Source organism: Chryseolinea serpens (assembly GCF_900129725.1).
Taxonomy (GTDB): domain Bacteria; phylum Bacteroidota; class Bacteroidia; order Cytophagales; family Cyclobacteriaceae; genus Chryseolinea; species Chryseolinea serpens.
On record NZ_FQWQ01000007.1, the window covers coordinates 12,168 to 31,848 of the forward strand.

General features: G+C 50.2%; 8 protein-coding genes. 4 read left to right on the top strand and 4 right to left on the bottom strand.

Going from position 1 to position 19,681, the window contains the following annotated elements; genetic code table 11:
• Positions 1 to 39: 39 nt before the first annotated feature.
• The 3 genes from idi to BUB30_RS34170 are packed head-to-tail and all read right to left on the bottom strand — an operon-like array spanning position 40 to position 2,914.
• Positions 40 to 582, bottom strand: a complete 543-nt coding sequence (idi, locus tag BUB30_RS34160; RefSeq protein WP_073143523.1) for an isopentenyl-diphosphate Delta-isomerase — start codon at positions 580 to 582, stop codon at positions 40 to 42.
• Entirely contained in the window at positions 582 to 1,418 is an 837-nt protein-coding gene (locus tag BUB30_RS34165; RefSeq protein ID WP_073143525.1) for a phytoene/squalene synthase family protein, read from the bottom strand. The genes idi and BUB30_RS34165 overlap by 1 nt, the downstream gene beginning before the upstream one ends.
• Positions 1,415 to 2,914, bottom strand: a complete 1,500-nt coding sequence (locus BUB30_RS34170; RefSeq protein WP_073143526.1) for a phytoene desaturase family protein — start codon at positions 2,912 to 2,914, stop codon at positions 1,415 to 1,417. Before BUB30_RS34170 ends, BUB30_RS34165 begins: the two co-directional genes overlap by 4 nt.
• A gap of 867 nt (positions 2,915 to 3,781) precedes the next feature.
• On the opposite strand from BUB30_RS34170, the gene BUB30_RS34175 reads away from it, so the two are divergent.
• The 4 genes from BUB30_RS34175 to BUB30_RS34190 all read left to right on the top strand — a co-directional run bounded on the left by BUB30_RS34175 (position 3,782) and on the right by BUB30_RS34190 (position 19,038).
• Positions 3,782 to 4,357: a nucleoside monophosphate kinase gene (locus BUB30_RS34175; RefSeq protein WP_073143528.1), complete on the top strand. Its 576-nt coding sequence runs from the start codon at positions 3,782 to 3,784 to the stop codon at positions 4,355 to 4,357.
• A 710-nt stretch (positions 4,358 to 5,067) separates the two neighbouring features.
• Entirely contained in the window at positions 5,068 to 9,555 is a 4,488-nt protein-coding gene (locus tag BUB30_RS34180; protein ID WP_143165196.1) for a DUF6443 domain-containing protein, read from the top strand.
• 10 nt (positions 9,556 to 9,565) lie between these two features.
• On the top strand, positions 9,566 to 9,976 hold the full coding sequence (locus tag BUB30_RS34185) for a hypothetical protein (RefSeq protein WP_073143531.1): 411 nt from the start codon (positions 9,566 to 9,568) through the stop codon (positions 9,974 to 9,976).
• A gap of 11 nt (positions 9,977 to 9,987) precedes the next feature.
• Complete coding sequence (locus tag BUB30_RS34190; protein ID WP_073143533.1) at positions 9,988 to 19,038, top strand: leucine-rich repeat domain-containing protein; 9,051 nt, start codon at positions 9,988 to 9,990, stop codon at positions 19,036 to 19,038.
• Here BUB30_RS34190 and BUB30_RS34195 read toward each other — a convergent pair.
• On the bottom strand, positions 19,033 to 19,680 hold the full coding sequence (locus tag BUB30_RS34195; protein ID WP_143165197.1) for an imm11 family protein: 648 nt from the start codon (positions 19,678 to 19,680) through the stop codon (positions 19,033 to 19,035). The two genes, BUB30_RS34190 and BUB30_RS34195, sit on opposite strands and share 6 nt — an antisense overlap.
• Between the last annotated feature and the right edge of the window lies 1 nt (position 19,681).

The window sequence follows — 19,681 nt, forward strand, 5'->3', positions numbered from 1 at the left end:
TTATGCTATGTCAATGCGTTACTTGACCCGAATCTTCGATCATATTGTGGCGTGAGCGCGAATTTCACGGTTCAGAATATTTTGAAGTTCTGGACGATTCAGGATCAAACTAAACCAGTATGTATAGGCCTCCGGGTTTTGAAGCATGTCTTTCTTTACAGCCGCAGGTTCTGCATATTTCCAACGCTCCACTTCAACGCTATTGATAATGGGTTCACCATTGAATTGCCCGATGTAGACGTGGTCTAATTCATGTTCAATCAGGTTATTGGAAAGCTCAACATGGTATATGAACTTGAATAAATACTCCGGTTGGAGATCAATTCCCATTTCTTCCATCAACCTTCTTTTGATTGCGGTTTCCATGGTCTCACCCGGTTTTGGGTGACTGCAGCACGTGTTAGTCCAAAGCCCTGCACTATGGTACTTAAAGGCTGACCGTTTTTGAAGAAGGATTTCTCCCTTTGAATTGAAAAGCAGCACGGAAAAAGCACGATGGAGGGCGCCTTTTATGTGGGCTTCCATTTTATCCATGGTGCCGAATTCATTATCCCTTTCATCTACCAATATCACGTGGTCCATTACAGCAAATTTAGTTGATACTTAAAGTAGGAATAGGCCAGTAGTCTCGCCTTGTGCCTATTGTGAATTCTTATGCGACTCTGAAGCATTTGTTGAGATGGTGTATTTCTTATTTTTTCGAAGAGGGCAAGATAATACATGTATGCCACGTACACGCCAAAACGCGCGGAGCGCGGCAGTTGCCTGATACCGGTGTATCCATCACGGAAATCAGCTTCAATACTGTCTTCAATATTTTTTTTGCTGTTTTCATCAAAATGATTCATTTCGATGCCCGGAAAATAGGTCCGGCCCATGCCTGCAAAATCTGCATTTAAATCGCGTAGAAAATTAATTTTTTGAAAGGCTGAGCCTAGGCTCATGGCGTGCGGTTTTAGTTTTTGAAACAAATCATTATCACCGTTACAGAATACATGCAGGCACATCAAACCAACTACCTCAGCCGAGCCAAGGATGTATTCTTTAAACCCCGTCGCGTCATATTCTTTTGCGCATAGATCCATTTCCATGCTATGAAGGAAAAGGTCAATTAACTCTTTGTCGATTTTGAATTGATTTGCGGTTGCCTGGAAACTGTTCAGGATTGGATTCAAACTTATTTTTTCTTCAAGAGCACAGTAAGTATCTTGCTTAAACCGGTCAAGGAGCTCCTTTTTATTATAGTCATGAAATGTGTCTACGATTTCATCGGCAAACCTAACAAACCCGTAAATAGAATAAATTGGATCCCTGAGTTCGTTCTTTAAACAACTGATACCAATGGAAAAGGACGTACTGTAACACCGCGTTACGAGACGACTGCATTGAATTGAAACATTATCGTATAAAGCTTTCATACGGCTGCAGGTTCTGTTAGGCTGATTGAGTTATGCTGACGGATCAATTCGCGGGCGGCAATCTCTCCCGAAATAAGCGCCGGAGGCACTCCAGGACCTGGGACTGTTAACTGTCCGGCGTAAAACAAGTTCGAGATCTTCTTGTTCACGATGGATGGTTTTAAGTGAGCTGTTTGCATCATGGTGTTTGCGAGGCCATATGCATTTCCTTTAAACGCATTATAGTCAGTAATAAAATCAAGGTGCGCATAACTTTTAGTAAAAGTTATGCTCTGCCGAATGGGTTGTCCTGTCAGCTTTTCGAGTCTAGTGATCGTCAGATCGTAATACTTTTTGCGTATCTCTTCGTTGTCCTGTAATCCTGGTGCAACCGGGATTAGTATGAAAACATTTTCGTGCCCAGGAGGCGCAACAGTCGGGTCGCTTTTAGAGGGACAACAGACATAGAACAGCGGATTTGTCGGCCATGATGGTTCTTCGAAAATCTCTTTTGTATGTAATGAAAAATCCTGATCAAAAAAGAGATTGTGGTGCAACAAGTTTTTTAGAGATTTGTTCACTCCAAGATAAAACACCAGGCTGGATGGGGCCATGAGCCGTTTTTGCCAATATGCTTCATCGTATCTGCGATGAGAAGCCGCTATCAAATGCTGCTCAACATGGTGATAATCTGCTGACGCAACGACGTAGTGGAAATTCTCTACTTCTTCGTTTACTCTTAAGCCGGTGGCCTGTTTGCCAGAAACAATAATTTGCTGGACAGCGCTGTTGAATTTAAATTTAACTCCCAGCGATGATGCAAGCGTGACCATAGCCTCAATAATTTTGGACATGCCGCCCTGCGGATACCACGTACCAAGTGCTATATCCGCGTAATTCATGAGGCTGTAAAGTGCGGGAGTTTTTTGCGGCGAAGCGCCTAGAAACAATACCGGAAACTCAAGAAGATGGATGAGGTGAGGATGCTTGAAAAATTTGCGAATGTAGGACGACATCGATTGAAAAACATGGAGTTTAAAAACGCCCTTCAGTAACCCGATATCCATTAGTTCCATCATAGACAGTCCGGGGTTGTACACTAAATGGTGCACACCTATTTCATACTTGTATTTAGCTTCCTCGATGAATTTCAGTAGGTTCTTGCTGCTTCCAGGTTCTAACTGTTCGAACACCTCGCTAACACCGTCGATGCCAGCCGGCATATCAAGAAAATTGTTCGGAGCATAAAATATGCGATAGGATGGATCCACTCTCTCGAGCTGATAGTAATCTGACGGAAGTTTTCCGAAGTGTTTAAAGAATGACTCAAAAACATCGGGCATCCAATACCAGCTTGGCCCCATATCAAAGGTATATCCTTGCGCCTTAAACTTTCGCGCACGTCCCCCGGGCGAATCATTTTTCTCAAACACGGTCACATCAAACCCATGTTTCGCCAGGAAACAAGCGGAAGAAATGCCGGAAAAACCGGAGCCAATGATTGCAACTTTCTTCATTCCTGAATCAATTAATTTTTGGTCTTTGCTATTTCGTGATCACTTGTGAATCCGATGTCAACAGCGCGGCAAACCTCCTCGTCACCCGTGCGGATGTCTGGAGGTCTGGTGATGCTAATTCAACGATCGATGCGTTATTTTGTTTAGTCTTTTGTTGGTAATGTTAAACAAAATGTAACGCTTTTCTGCGATTTGATCGAAATTTCGCGTTTTGTTTAACGGGACCTCATTAGATCGATCGTCAATTGGGTTTGATAAAAAGGAGGTTGAACAAATGAGCTCTTACGGAGAATATCGAACCATCGGAAAAAGCTGTAGGCTTTAAGTATGAGCCAGATATCGGCTTAATGTTGAGAAGAGGGAAACTTCTCGTATAGGAATAGAGGGAACAAGCAGGAGTGGGCTGATGACCTACCTGGCTTTGGCGAAAACGAACCGTTTTAAAGTGGCCGTTGTAACCTCGTGGCTGGCAAATGCTCTTGAAATCATTACCGGCAGGCCTGCGATGGAACAAAATGTATTCAGTCAGTTAATCCCAAACTATTGGTCAACAAGGAGCAAGAACTGAAACAGATCGGCTGGTGCATATTTCAAGGGCCTTTATGCAGTAATGAAACCGTTATACTAAAATGATCAACCCAATTTTGAACGGGGGATTTGAAAGGGTATTAGCGATAATCCTATGAGCCTCTAGTAGTGTCTATTCTGAAATTCAAGGAGAATCTGTCAGGAGTGTCAGCCCAAACGTTGCCCAGGCCGTGACGCGACTTGCGGGGCAATTATAGCTATTGGCAGGGAGCTGCCGGCGGTTTGTTGTGGATTTGTATCTTTAGTCTTCAGACCCGTCAAGGGGCTGAAGCGATTTTTATGAGAACGGCACAAATACTATTCTGCGATCTTTGGCTTCCCAGAGACTTTATGTGTCAATTTTTGGCGCGGGCCAATCAACTTGAGACAATTGTTATCCGCGATCTTTTTCGCGAAGCGTTAAAAACTACCGATACCCTGAGAGATGAACTCAAGAGCTACATGGACAAGGGAGAGATCATTCCCATAGAAACGGTTGAACGATTGATTTTATGGGGCATTCAGCATAGACCACGTTTTCTATTGACGGGCTACCCCAGGTCTGTCGAGCACTTCGAAAGCTTTATGAAATTTTGCACTACCCATGCCATAACCGTCAATAAGCTTTGGTATTTCAAGACAGAAGACTTTGCAGACATTCTGAATGATACTAGTCACTTTTCAAAGCTGCATTGGTCAGAAGAGGAGATAGCAGAATCCAAGCAAAAGCGCTTGTCCGATCATAATAAATTTAGAGGCGTAATGAACAGCCTTTTACTTTCTCATGAACAACTATGGCACGTAGTGCAGCTAAATAGAGGAGAGTTTACAGACGCGGCGCTGATTACATCAAAAATATCGGATAAATCGTTGTAGCCGAAAAAAGATATTTTTGCCTCTGGCAGTCCTTCCAGTAGGGAACATTTGATTGATCCCTACAGGTTATCGTATTGATCTAGAGTTTTCAAGCAGTATCACCGGCGTGTTCTGCCGAGACTTTGGTCACACTTCTGCTGTGTTATACAAGAGGTTACGACAAAAGTAAAAACGTTTTCTTAATGGCTTTTCGCTTTATTCCTGAATCTGAAGTTTATTGGCAACCTTTCATAACAAGTCGTACAATCTTTTCACATTACTATTGTTGATGTCTTCGTATTGAAGTAATCTATTGTGCCTGGATTACGAGTCAGGGCTTTGATCACTAGCGCACGATGCAGCGCCGAATTGCAGCCCGAGTCGGTGATAAATGATTGCATTTTGCTCTTCGGGAAGGGCGGAAGATATGTTCACTTTTTATACAAAAGTGTCACGATGGCTACAAAGCTGCTCAAAAGATGTTGATTCAATAAATTCGCGGTCTTCGTATTTTTTTGTGCATAACCTTCAAGCCTTGAATCGTTGCGCGGGTGGTCTCATCGTACAAGCCACATTTGAATAACCCAAAGCTTACAGGCTTCATTTGTCTACTATTATAGGGTGACAGTTACTGCGCGTAATTTTTAATTTTTTAAAAACATCGATCTATTGTGTAAGTCTATAGGATTAGTATATATTTGTTATTATCGGATAAGATAAACGTTGTAACTGTGAAAAAAACACCTACCCTAACCGCATGGTGCCATGTATTGCTGGCACTGTTGTCGACTACTTCGTTTGCACAGCAAGCGCCTCCTATCATCAATACCTTAAAGGTTATTCCGCCGTCGCCTACAGCGGCTTCATTGGGACGCTATGGCGATGTTCCGATCAGTTATTATACAGGGGGCGCAAACGTGAGCATTCCGCTGTACGAAATCAAAACCAAAGATCACACACTGGCGATCAAGCTGGATTATTCTTCCAATGGCTTCAAGGTAGCCGAGGATGCTTCGTGGGCGGGATTGGGGTGGTCATTGTTTGCTGGGGGCGTTATCACCCGTACGGTAAAAGGTCTTGATGACCTCAATGGGTTTTACAGGGCGCCGCTTTTTCCTGCGTCGTGGGATGCGCCTTACCCCAGCCAGGAGTGGAACGACCTGCTCGACCGGATGCGGTCTATTGCGGATGGCCAGGAGGACTCAGAACCGGATATTTTTTCATACAATTTTGGAAATTATACCGGTAAATTCCTGATCGATAAAGAAGCGGGGGGAAATACTGCGCGGGGAGGAAATGTAGTCAAGGCCAAGAGTAACAATCTGCGGATCGAGTATAAGTATGACGAAAATGTTCAACTTTATTTCCTGGCGACGGATGATCGCGGTATAAAATATTTTTTTAACCGGCAGGAGCTGACTGTAAATTACGACGCCCACGTTCCGGGCTACTACGGAACGACTACGTCTCTCCCCAACTTGAACGATGCCGGGATCATTGCCGGTCTGCAGGGGCATTATAACAGCCAGGTAATTTCGAGCTGGTATCTTACCAAAATTGAATCTCCATCGGGCGAAACGATCGACTTCGAGTATAATACGAGCCCGTTTTCGGGACTAAGCCCGGTAAGTTTTTATGAGGAGCAGTTCATTTCACTTCCCGGCATGGTCGGCAACGGCGTACAATCTAACTATCATATTTCAAGGGAGATGCACTACCAGTATTTCCTGAAGAAGATCCGGTTCCAGAACGGATATATTTTGTTCAATAACCCGGCTACGGTGGCTGCTGCAGAGACTGCACGAGCCGATATCGAAATCCCCGCCGGGGTCACCGGGCCCACCAAACTCAGGAGCATGGAGGTGTATGACAACGCGTCGGTTCTTAAAAAGAAATTTATTTTCGACTATGGATATTTCAATGCATCACCGACCCCCGATTTTAACAGCAGACTGAGACTGGACAAGGTAACGGAATATGGTGCTGACGGTGCTACGGCCAAACCCGCCTATGTGTTTGACTATTTTAATAAAGACGATCAATTTCGTGAAAAGATATCCAAGGCGATCGACTGGTTCGGATTTTATAATGGCAAGAACGCCAATGTCAATGTACTCCCCGAGATTACCGGACCGGATGGTTCTATTTATAAGGGAGCAGACCGTACGCCCAGCCTCGACTTGAATGATTATTTGCCGGGTGTATTGAAGGCTGTTACCTATCCTACCGGCGGTCGCTCTGAATTCCAGTACGAGCGGGCTACCTTTATCCAGGGTATCATTCCGCCGAAGCCGATCACCGTTCAGCAAACCGCCTTTTATACCCACGTGTGGAGCAGCAGCGACGAGTGCCACAACAGCAGTGATGTGGATCTTTGCGTCGTGCCTTCCATATCGGATCCGTACGTCTGGACGGTCACTCCCGAGGAAGCGGTCGCCTCGGCCTATCATGCAACCATCGAGTTTTCCGGAACACACGATTACTCCGTTGACAACGGGGGCGGTGAGGGGTATGAATCCTTCCCCGCACCGGACGCCAATGGCAATTGCAGCTCGGACCCGCTTACCACCTGCGGATTTCTCAGCAACATGGCATTTGTTCGACTGGAATATTGGAGTGATCCCAACGTGGATCTTACGGTTCCTAATCCGCCGGCACCGACCTCTACGGTCAATCTCAACGGCTGGCCTATGGGTGACTGTCACTGCGGTCAATCCAACATTACCCTGAACCCGGGAAAATACCGGATCGTCGTTCCACCCAACACCATCAGCCGGGGTATGTCTTTTGATGCTACGCTTTCTTACCGGGGATTTACACCGCAAGAAATAAATTTAAGCGCTGCGGGCATCCGCGTGAAGAGCGTTGCGAACTATAACGGCACGGAGAAAACATCCTTCAAACAATTTGTCTATACCGACGATGGAACGACTGCCGGATCGTCCACGGGCAATCTGCTCAACCCCCCGGTAATTTCGGCCATCGTGCCGGCTGTCGTATTTATAATGAATGCCGGTAATAACGGTGTCGAATATACCAACCCGACGTTCACCCAGATGCTCATGCGAAGCTCGGCTTCTCAGGTGGCACCGGACTTTGTTTCCGGTAGTTCTCTGCTGGGCCATACTAAAGTTACCGAGATCTTCGGGGAACAGGGAGAAGGCGGAAAGATCGAATATAATTATAAAAACTACGCACAAGTTGCGTCAACGTACCCCGGGTTGCCGGGATACAGCAGCCCCGAGAACGGACAACTCGAGTCGGTCCTCTATATCGATAAGAACGGGACGACGATAAAGCGTATCGACAATGTGTATACCGAGTTGGGAACTTCTTCTGTCGATGCGCTGAAGGTGGTGAGCAGGATCCGCAACCCGGATTTCTGGCAGACCGCTTCCGCTGATGTGTACTTTTATTCCATGCCGTATCAGAATACATCCTCCTGGTGGGAACTCACGCAGCGAAAGGAAACCGAGTACGCCGGTGGCGTGGCAAACACAGTAACAACGGCTTACACGTATGGTAACAGTGGGCATAAACTGATCACGCAGGAAGAAAGAAATCAAAGCGATGGCAGCACGCTCCGCGTCACCTATCAGCGGCCCACCGACCAGCCGAATTTTCAGTCCACGGAGGCCTACGCCAAGATGGATGAGCTTAACCAGATCGAGCCGGTTATCGAAGAGCATACCTTGTGGAAGCCGAAAGACGGTACCGGCTTCCAGGTCATCGACGGTCATTATGTGATCTACCAAAATGTGGCTGGTGACATTGTTTCGCCATCCGCAGTTTATGAATTGCAAAAGACGCGGCCGGTCGATGAAGTTGACCTCGGATATGACGATTTTCAACTTGAGTTCGAGGTAGACCGTTATGATGAATCCAACGGCAACGTCCTGGAGTATCATGAAGCATACGACAGGCCACAGACTTTTGTGTGGGGATACGATGGCGCGTTGCTGGTGGCAGAAGCGAAGAACGCGCACGTCGACCAGATTTTTGTAGAAGGTTTCGAGGAACAGCTCGGTGAAGCGTTCGCCGATGCATCGGGAAAGAACCTGGCCAGGAGCGGCCGCAAGGTCTGGCCTTCCGGCAGCTACACGATACCCGCCGCATTCAATCCACCGGCAGCGTATACCTATAGCATGAGCTACTGGTATTATGCCGATGGTGGCTGGAAATTCAGCGGTGAGGTTTCCTTCGACAGGAACATTGTTTCGTCCGGCACGAAGATCGACGATATCCGCGTGTTTCCCGAAGGCGCTGAGCTGATCACCTACACCCACGACCCGTTGACCGGTGTTACCTCCGTTACCGATGCCAATGCCGTTTCGAGATTTTACACGTACGATGCCTTCAGCAGGCTGTCCGTGGTGAAGGACCACGAGGGTAACATCGAACGGCTGTTCGATTACAATTATGACACACAGACAAGACCCTTTAATTACATTGCTGTCAAGGAATCGTTGGTGGAGGGTATTACAACCGAGACCGACGCCGCTACCCGCACGATCGGGGACATTACAAAAACCAACCGGTTCTTCGACGGACTCGGAAGACCATCGCAGATCGTTTACCAGCAGGCTTCACCTGCACATGACGACATTGTGCAGCCGATCGCGTATGACCTGCTGGGCAGAGAGGCGGTTCATTACCTGCCGTATGTACCGCCGCAATCGGATGGTTCCTACAAGAGTTCGAGCGTGAGCGCGGCGGGTGTATATCAAAATTCTCCTCACTATACGTTTTACACTCAGGCCAGCACCACGGTGGCGCGCGACACCAAGCCGTATGCACAAACCATCTTTGAAGATTCGCCTCTGAACAGGGTATTGAAAACCGGTGCTCCCGGCGAAGCGTTCCAGCCGCAGGACGCAGAAGAGAATGATCATACCGTCAAGCAGCAATACCGGTTCAATACCGAAAACGAGGTGCTGCTGTTTCGCTATGACGATGTGAGAGATAAGATCAGCTACCAGGTTGAAAGCGCCACCGAATACTATTTGCCGAATCAGCTGAAAGCGGTGGTGGCAACCGACGCGCATCACTACGAGCAGGTGGAGTTTACGGATACCTCCGGCAAGCTGATCCTCCGCAAAAAACAATACGGGCAGGAAGGCGCCACCAAGCTCTATGCCGAGACCTATTTTATTTACGACAACCTGGGCAATCTCATCACCGTGCTCTCGCCCGAAGCCGTCAAGCTGATCAAACATTAAAAGACCTTTTATGATGAAACCTGTTACCATCGCTCTGGCGATCTTCCTGGGCGTGTGTGCCGATGCCTACGCTCAGAACGTTCTTACCCGCGACATTCAATGGAACGTCTCCAAAACATTCAATGCCCAGGATAGCACATGGAAGGAGGAGCCGGCCGTTTTTATCTCGTATGGAAAGACCCAGCTTGAGTGGAGAGACGCTCAGGGCGCGCCTATCCAGTCGTTTAAAGTAATCGATGCTGTCGGCGAGTGGACCAACGCGCGCGAGGATGGCTTTGTTCAATACGAAATTACCGATGCGCAGTATAGCGGCACGGTTTCCATCCGCAGAGAGGAAAAAGAGGTCACGATCCGGATCACGATAGCCTCGGACCCTGAGGCCTCCTACGAATTGACCATAAAGAACCACAAGACCCTATAACCCGTTTTCACATGAAATGTCTCATCGCTGCCGTTGCATCCGGATGGCTCCTGGCCTTGCTGCTTAGCATAAGTTCGACCGCGTACGCTCAAACCAACAGCGTTCCCGATGCGGTCGAGTTCCAGGTGCTGAAGAATATTTACGATAGTCTGGCCGGTTCGGGCTGGACCATCAAAACCAACTGGCCGGCTACCGGCAGCTGGCCCGCAGCGGCAGAAAGCAGTACGTTTGGAACCTGGTATGGTGTAACGGTAACCGACGGCGACATCAGCGGCATTGCATTAAACGGTAATTTGCTGACCGGCACGTTGCCGCGGTCGCTCAGTCAACTCACCAGGCTCCGCTCTCTGAATCTCTCCAACAACCAGGTGAGCGGAAGTATTCCTTCCACGTTCAGGCTGCTCGTTAACCTCCAGGATCTGCTCCTGGCAACGAACCAGCTGGCGGGTGCATTACCGGCTTCTTTTTCACAACTCACGGCCCTGAAACAGCTCGACCTGGGCAATAATTTGTTAACCGGCAGCTTCGTGATGGGCACGTGGCCCTCCATAAACAGGATTGTTCTGGATAACAATCAATTCAGCGGCGCATTTCCGTCGCAGGTATCCTCGGCGGCGGCGCTCACGTATTTGAGTGCCAATAATAACAGCTTCACGTCATTGCCGGCCGCCTTGCTTACGGCGCCTGTGCTCACCACCTGCTCGTTTACCAACAATGCGCTCACGGTCATCCCTGATTTTGGAACCTATCCCAACAAAGCGAATCTCACGCTGAATCTTGCCAGTAACAAACTTGATTTCGGAAGCCTGGAGCTCGTTGTTAACCGGGGTATTCAGTCGGTTGCGTACAATCCGCAGAAGGAGCTCGACAACACCAGTGCGATCAACGTAGCGCCTGGGGGTGTTTTGAAAATGCAGGCCAGAAGTGCCGGGGCCAATGGCTCGGTGGTTTGGGAAAGGAAACTGGATGGCGGTACGGTGTGGAGCTCCATCAACGCTCTGAATCAGGACGCGACGCAGCAGACGCTGAACCTGCCGAATTTTTCGCAAAGCGATAAAGGCTACTACCGTTATAAGCTGACCAACACCGCGATTAATGGTGTTACCATTTATTCGGTTACCGCGACGGTCAGGACGGGGCTCGATGTAGTGTGGAACGGGCAGGCCAACGTAACCAGCAGTGGAGCCGATGTGGTCAAGACCACAGCCGCGGGCTGGAACAGTGCAGGCGCCATCGCTGAAAATATTTTGCCCGCTGGCCAGGCGGGTTGGATCGAATTTCTGATCAGCCCCCAGGCCACCGCGCAAAATTACGTGGTAGGCTTTTCTACGACCACCACCTATACCCGGGCCAGCCTCAACTATGGCATCGAGATCAACGCGCTGTCCGGCAACAAAGTGTTTATCCATGAATTGAACGAAGCCGGCATCGAGCTGGGTACATGGGCCCCGGGTGACTATTTCCGCATCGAGCGTTCGGGTACTTCTATCATCTACTCCAGGAACGGTGTACAGATCCGGAGCGTAACGGCCAGTACGGCGGAGCTGAAAAGCAAGGTCGTGCTGTATAGCGGCCAGTCGCCGATGACGACATCTTCCTTCTGGATCCCCGCTTCGCGCGGCGTGGTGCCCGATGCGTGGGAGTTTGCTGCACTGAAAGATTTCTTTACAAGCCTCGGCGGCTCTACGTGGACCAAGAAGACCGGCTGGCCCACGACCAGTTGGGTCGCCAACATCACCGCGGCCCAGATGGACGCGTGGTATGGCATTGTGGTGGAGAGTGGCGACATAACCGGGTTGTCGTTCGTGCAAAACAACCTCACCGGGCAGATCCCCGCCAGCCTATCCAGGCTGACGATGATGAAGGCGATAGACCTGCGGATCAATAAGATCGGAGGGGTTATTCCCGCCACGATCACGTCGCTGGCAAACTTGAAGGATTTGAGATTGTACGATAACCTGATCACGGGAACCATACCTGAAGATATCGGTCGCCTGACGAACCTGGAATACCTTACCGTTGCTAAGAACAACCTTACCGGTCATGTTCCGGCCAGCATCGGCCAGCTCACGAAGCTGTACTGGCTGGGCCTTTACCTCAATAGCGACCTGGGGGGACCGTTGCCTACCGAATTTTATAACCTCATCAATTTAACGGACCTCTACATTTACGATACGCAAATCGAAGGCGAGCTGTTGCCGCAGATCGGGAACCTGTCGAAGCTGAGGATCTTTTACGGATACCGCAACAAATGGAGCGGGCCCTTACCGGAGGCGTTGGGTTCTATCGCGACCCTGGAGGAGCTTTACTTATTCAGCAATTCGTTCACGGGCGAGGTACCGGCGAGTTGGCGCAATCTTCAGAAGCTAAGATATATCTGGCTGCACTGGACCTCCATTAATGGCTTGGTGCCGGAATGGTTCAGCGAGATCAAGCCCCTGGTGAGCCTGGCCATCGGTGATACGAAGATGAGCGGCGTTATTCCGCCGTCATACGGCACGCTCCCCAACCTGAAGGAACTTTATCTCGAGCGGCTGGACCTTACCGGAACCATACCCGAGGAGCTCCAGGCCCTGACCAAGCTCACCATTGTCGACCTGAAGTTCACCAGCCTCAAGGGCGACATCCCCGCATGGCTGATGAACAGGTCCACACTCAAAGAGTTCCGGCTGAACGACGCCAAATTTACGGGGCTGCCTGATTTTTCGGCGCGTACCGACAAGGCTTCGCTCATCATCTACATCCAGAACAACGAGATCCCTGTGCGGCAGATCGAGCCGTATTTCACGGCCGCGGGTAAACACCCGTTCAAGGCATTTACCTATGGCCCACAGCGGAGTACCATCGAGCAGCAACTAACCGTTGCGCCGGGCGCGGTGCTGAAGCTCGTGGCGCCCGATGGCGGGGTACACGGCGTTTACGCGTGGGAAAAATTTACAGGCGGTGCCTGGGTAAACGTTGGCGCCTCCAGCCAGAATGCCGACCCGAAGATTTTCGAGCTGGCAGACATGAACGAAGACAAGACTGGCACCTACCGGTATACCGTTACCAATTCATGGCTTCCCGATATCCGGTTCGAATCGGGCGAACTTCATGTTCAGCTTTTCGATGCGCTGCAGACCGGCATCGACAATCTTTCCTACCAATACCGGTATGACGCAAAGAAAAGGGTGATCAAAAAGAAAATTCCTGGCAGCGATTGGGTGTACTATGTATACGATGCGCGCGACCGGGTCGTGCTGAGCCAGGATGGTAACCAGCGTGCACGGATCGTTCCCGAATGGACGTTCACCAAATACGATGCACGCAACCGCCCGGTGCTGAGCGGTATCTACAAAGATGCCAACGCCCTGTCGCTGGAGCAAATGCAGGAGCAGGTCGACGATTTCTACAGTTCCCGCGGATACGAGAGCGCCTTCGAGCAATTTACCGGGGTGGCAGGCGCTGCGCAGGGGTATGACAACGCATCATTTCCCGTGATCACCGACCCCACCGCCGTTTATTCCGTCACCTACTACGACAACTACCGTTTCAAAAGCCTTCTTGCAAACGCGCAGGACTATGCCTATCGCAACAATGAGCTATCAGCTTCGCCGGGTCAGCGGGCGCAGGATGAATCGCCGCAGGGTCTTTTGTCCGGGCATACCACGGGCACACGCGTCCGGAATTTCGAAACCGGCGACTGGCTTACGGAAGTGCTTTATTACGACGATCACTACCGCACCATTCAGCGGGTAGCGCAGCACCACCTGGGCGGCGCAGAGATCATCACCAACGTCTTCGACTTTCGCGGAAATGTGATCCGCACGCGCACCACCGTCACGAAAGGAGAAGCATCGACTTTCGTGATCCGGCGGTTCACCTACGATCATCATAACCGGTTGCTCCAAACCTGGCATGCCATAAACGGCGGAACGGATGTGCTGATCGCTGACAACACCTACAATGAGTTGGGCGAGCTTATTACCAAGAACCTTCATACGGTAGGGAACGAAGCGCCCAAACAAAGGGTGGATTACCGCTACAACATCCGGGGATGGATGACCCGCATCAACAACAGCGATCTGTCAGATACCGAAGGCGGGCCTGCCGATCTGTTCGGGATCGAGTACGGATATTTTGAAAACCTCGGTATCGGCAATTACGTGCCGCGGTATGATGGCACCACGTCGGCTGCCAAATGGAGCGCCGGAGTTTTGGCCTCCGATGCACTGACCCAGCGGTCGCACGTATATTATTACGACCCCCTCAACCGGATGACGGCGTCGGAATATGCCCAACGCAACCAGAGCGACTGGAGTGTTACGCCGGCCTATGCCGAGCACGTTGAATTCGACCTGAACGGCAACATTGCTACGCTGAAGCGTACCGACGCCACGGGGTCGCTCATGGACGACCTGCTCTTCGATAACGGCAGTGCCAGAACCCGTAGCAATCGCCTGCTGTCGGTTACCGAACGAGGACAGGACAGTGAAGGATTCCTGGATGTTCACGAAACAGGCCTGGACTATGGGTACGATCGAAACGGTAACCTGAGTACCGACCTGAACAAGGGTATCCGTGACGTGACCTACAACCCATACCTGAACCTGACGGAGACGGTTGAAAAAGAAACCGGCGAAAAAGTGGAGCACGTGTATACCGCCGGTGGGATCAAGCTGGGATACAAGATCTATGAGCCGGGCACGTCTACGGTTTCCAAGCGATATGATTATGTCGGTCCCCTGGTATATGAAAATGACACGTTGCGGTATATCCGTCACGAAGAAGGTAAGGTCGTGGTTCCTCTGCCGGGCGCAGCAGACGCCTCACTGGAGTATCAGTATGAGCTGAAAGATTTACAAGACAACATTCGCGTGACGTTCACCACGCAGGAGAAGACCACCGTGCAAAAAGCCACCATGGAAGACAACGGTCAGGCTGATGAAAGCAACCCGCGGGTTCGCGAAATGGAAGTGTTCAACGATCTTTTTGAAACCGAGGTCACGAACGTCAGCCAATGGCTCAACCACACCAGCTCGTCTATCGGCAATGCCATCTATCTCGATGGCTCGGCGAACCGCACGATCGGTCCCAATACGGCCCTTAAAATTTACCCTGGCGACAAAGTGGTGCTGGACGTTTACGGCAAGTTCGAGGTAGCGCAGTCGTATGACCGGCTCACCGTTGCCGAAATGCTGGCGCTGCTGGTTACGCCCATTCAATCGGCTGCGGCAAAGCTCGATGGCGCACCCCAGGCCATTTCGTCGGTGATCTCCGCGGGCCTTATGCCCTTGCTGGCCGACCCGAGGGGCGACGACAATGAGGCGCCCCCGGTATACCTCAACTACATTTTGTTCGACAACGATTTTAATGTGATCGATCTCGGCTACGACCGCATCGATGCCTCGGCGGGGTTCGAGCCTTTCCAGGAGAATACGGTCGACTTCAGTGCCATGCACGTCGAAAAAGTATTTCACACGTCAGGCTACGTATATGTTTACGTGAGCAACGAGAGCCCGGGCACGCGGGTGTGGATGGATGACCTCACCATCACCTATACGCCATCCCCCGTGCTTCAGTCGGAAGACTATTACGCCATGGGTTTGTCGATGACCGGCACAGCCTTCGAGCGTGGCAATGAGGCCTACAAAGGCCAGGTGGTTACCGACGGCATAGGGGTTAAAGATCTTGGATTCCGCCAATACGATCCGGCGCTCGGCAGGTTCCAGGCGGTCGATCCCCTGGGCGAGTTGCATTTCGATCACAGCCCGTATCAGTACGCCGACAACAACCCGCTGCATGCCGATGTGCTCGGCCTCGATCCGCCATGGGATATGCTGAGCAAGTTATGGAAGTCCTTTTTCGTGAAGCGAAAATCGAACGGACAAACGCTTCGGGTTTGGAGTGGTAACAAACCACCACGGTCGGCACGCCGGACCGGCGGATCGTCCAACACAAAACCGCCGAAGACTCCAGGCCCCTCCACCACGCCAGGAGGAAGTACAGCGACCAACGCGCCGCCGCCAGCCCCTGGAGCAGAAACGGATAAAGATAAAGACAAGGAAAAGGATAAGGACAAAGACAAAGACAAGGACAAGAAATCGAATACGGTGGTGGTATTCGGTCCTTCGCTTAGCGAATCTACGTCGCGTAACAGTCGTGGCAACGATAACCGTATACCGCGGTCATACGTCAACAGCGTAAACAACGGTGTGCCGGATGATGACTTCAGAGGTTTCTCCGATGCCGAGGTCGATCACGAAATAGGCCGGTTTACGTCTGCCCTGGATAACCTGCCGGTGTATCATGCCTACCGTGATGTGATGACCAACTTTGACCGGGAGCGGTCTCACCAGGAAGTATTCAGCCGGCTCGCCGCCAACGAAGCTCGTGCGCTGTATTATCGCGCATCGGTCGACAAAAGAAATTCATTCCTGGCGGAAGTGATCGCCAACAGCAACTACAGTGAGCTTCATGCCACGGCCAAAGCTTCGGGCTATCCGGTGCTGCCCATTAAGGAACTGATGGAGCAATTTTGGAAAGCCAACCAGGGAATCGGTTCGATGAACCTCAAGCCGATGGTGCCATCGGGCGGCATGGGCACGTTCAAAGAAGGCGAGGTGTCTCACCGCGTTACGGGTGTGCAGGTCTCGTCGGGAACGATGGACACCCGAAACCCCGAGATCACCCTGGACGACGACCTGACGATCGCGGTGCGGTTCAAAGGCAACGGCGAGACGCGTTTACGCATTGACATTAAAAGCATGCCGACGTTACGTGCCTTCCTTCGTAAATCCGGCATCGATGAGGATAAAGCTACACCCGTTGCCGATGAGGTCGCGCGGCGTATCCGCGAAGAGCTTGCCAAAACAGAACCGGATAAAAAGAAACTGACCAAGCTGATCAACTTTGCCGAGGAGGGCGACCTGGAGAAGTTTACCAACGAGGAGAAGGAAAAGGTACTGACCGTGCTCACGTCGGGGGCAATCGAATTTCTCGATGGCGATGAGGAGCGGGCTATTATCAGCGTCGTTGCCGGCACTTCGGACGAAAACATCCAGGACCTGCACGACAAGCTGCAGAAGGCCCCCGAGACTCCGGGCGAGCCCTGCCTGCTGAAAAAGATCATCGACAAGGTCGCCGATTATAATCCCAATAGCGAAGACGGTAATTTCAGTGACCTGATCGGTGTTTTCAATGAGCAGTTTCGCGCAAAATCGCATCTGAAAGGAGACCAGGGGGAGAATGCAAAGCCTGGCAACTCGGAGACGGAGCCTATTTACCTAGACAAACCGTGGTATGGCAAGGTTCAAACTCAATCGCTGCCGAAAGGCCACCGCTATGAGTACACCACGGAGCTTGCTAACGACGGCAGACTCACGGTCCGGCGTACGCAACAGTTGTTCATACCCGGCGATGAGGAAGGGGGCGGATGGGTTCCTGAGGCTGATCCGGAGGTTGTCGTTACGTACGACAAGCCGCTCGACGACATCGTAGAGATCGACCCGCGTGATGGATCGAGGTTTTACAATTCCGAAGGCGGAGGGGATCAGATCTTTTTGGGACCGGTATTGAATCTCGATTATGATATTCGCGAGTCCGAGAACGACCAGAAGCGCAATGGCATCCGGTTTGGTGCCGGTGTTGCCGGTCTTGCCGTGAGTGCCTGGATGATCGAGGCCGAAGGGCTGGCCTTTTACCTCGGCGTTATTGAGCTCGGTGCGAGCAGTGTCAATCTTACCATCACGGTTTTGAAAGATCCCCTCGAAGAGGCAGGTGTTCCGCCGGCAACTATCCAGCAGGTCTCTACAATCCTTACGTTTGTGGAGCTGGGTGCCGGCATGGCGGGAGGGCTTGTGCAAATCCCGGGTGTGCTCACCAAGTTCAAGCCGGTCGCACAAGATGTTTCCAATTACATGCAGGCCAATCCTGCCAAGTTTTCCGGGCTGCCCGAAGCGGCCGAACTTTCGAGGCTGAAGGTCAGGGAGGGAGTAAATCTGATCTTGGAACAGCCTATAACCGGCGATGTATTGAAGGGCTTTGTGCGGCAGGATCTTAGAGACTTTGCCAATGCGTTGCCGGGGTCATTACGGTATGCCGACGAAGCGGGCACGGTCAAGGTCTTCAGCCGTGCAGAGGTTCCGGGCGCCGACGATGCCATACACGTGGTGGGTGAGATCCGGAAAAACGGTACCGATGAAGTGTTTGTCATCACCGACCAGCGCATTATCGATAAGCTTCCAGGCGAGGGTGATGTTGTAGCCTTGTCGAAGGAAATGGTCGGCACGCCGGAGCTTGTAAAGGCGGTGGGCGATAACCCAGAGTTGGCCGACGCTTGGAAAGTACTTAAAAATACACCGGAGAGCATACATAAAGGCGTCAGTACATTAGCGACAGTCAGTAAGTGGTTAGATGACGGTATTCAAGTTACATTCCAGGCAATTGAAGACGGAGCAAAGATCCTGAACGGGAACGGTATCGAGATCGGCAGGTTCCTTAAAGAAGGCCCCGACGAAATACTTGAAATATCGGACGACTTCATTGTTTCGACCGCATCTTCATCTTCAAAGAAGTTTGAGGGGATCACCGTAAGAAGTAATACCGGAGAAACTTTTAAGAATGCCGGGTTTGTAAAAAATGCTGATGGGTCACTCGGATTTGTCGAAGATGTTTCGAGTTATGGAAGCCAGTTGGTCCAAAATGCAATTAAGCATAGAGGCGACTTGAGAGGCTCGTTAGCCGGGATAAAAAATACGGAAGACGCACACCACGTTATACCGGTGCAGCTACTCAAGGAAAATGACGTAGTCAAGAAAGCGGTCGAAGGAGGTTTTGAATTCAATACTTCGAAAAATGGCTTGGCCATCGAGAAGTTCGTCAAATCTACGGGAGCGGGAAGACATGGGCCGCATCCGCAATACACCGAGCAAATCAGAAAAGCCTTAAATGATTGGGCTGAGGCGACGCCAAATTATACACCCGCTCAAGCTAAAGAATTCTTAGATGGTTTGACTGACGATATTAAGAACACCATCAATACCACAACAGGAAAAATCAATGAGTTGAATCTTGGGTTATGATGATATGATCTTCTCGGCAAGCGAAATATGAATGCCGGTAAGCGTATTCTTTTCTATTTCAGATTTCAATTTTTCTGAAATGTATATTTCGGTGAAGAATGGGAATGCAAATAAATCGACAGTAGTATGGTTGATATGTATAGAATTAAACCCAATTGTATTGGTAACGCCTATTTCATTTCTTTTATCCAGGAAAACATCTTCAGATTCAATTTCAATTTTGCCCAGGTTTTTAGAGAATCTTTTGATGTAAAAATCCGATTCTTTATAATTCATGAAATTGAATTCTTTGCTTACCGCTAAGTGCATCCAATAGTAATTGTGTAGAACTCCTTTAACTTCAATAGTCGCATGATAGAACGTATGAGGTACGATGTTAGCTTTTTCAAAGACACCCTTCAATCTTTCGCTGATTAAGAATCCATGGGCATTGATGGTAGCTTGTCCCATGAGGTCACAAAGCTTGGCGTCTTTGGCCAATTTAAATCGTAGATCAGGTTTAAAATCAGGAAACTCTCTTGATCTTAATTTATGCACCGAGTTAGACGCATTGAAATCATAACCATCATAGCTTTCTACCGCAGGGTAGGCACTGCCGGTTTCTTTTGTGTCGACTGCGGGTTTTATAATGTAGTAGTTCATT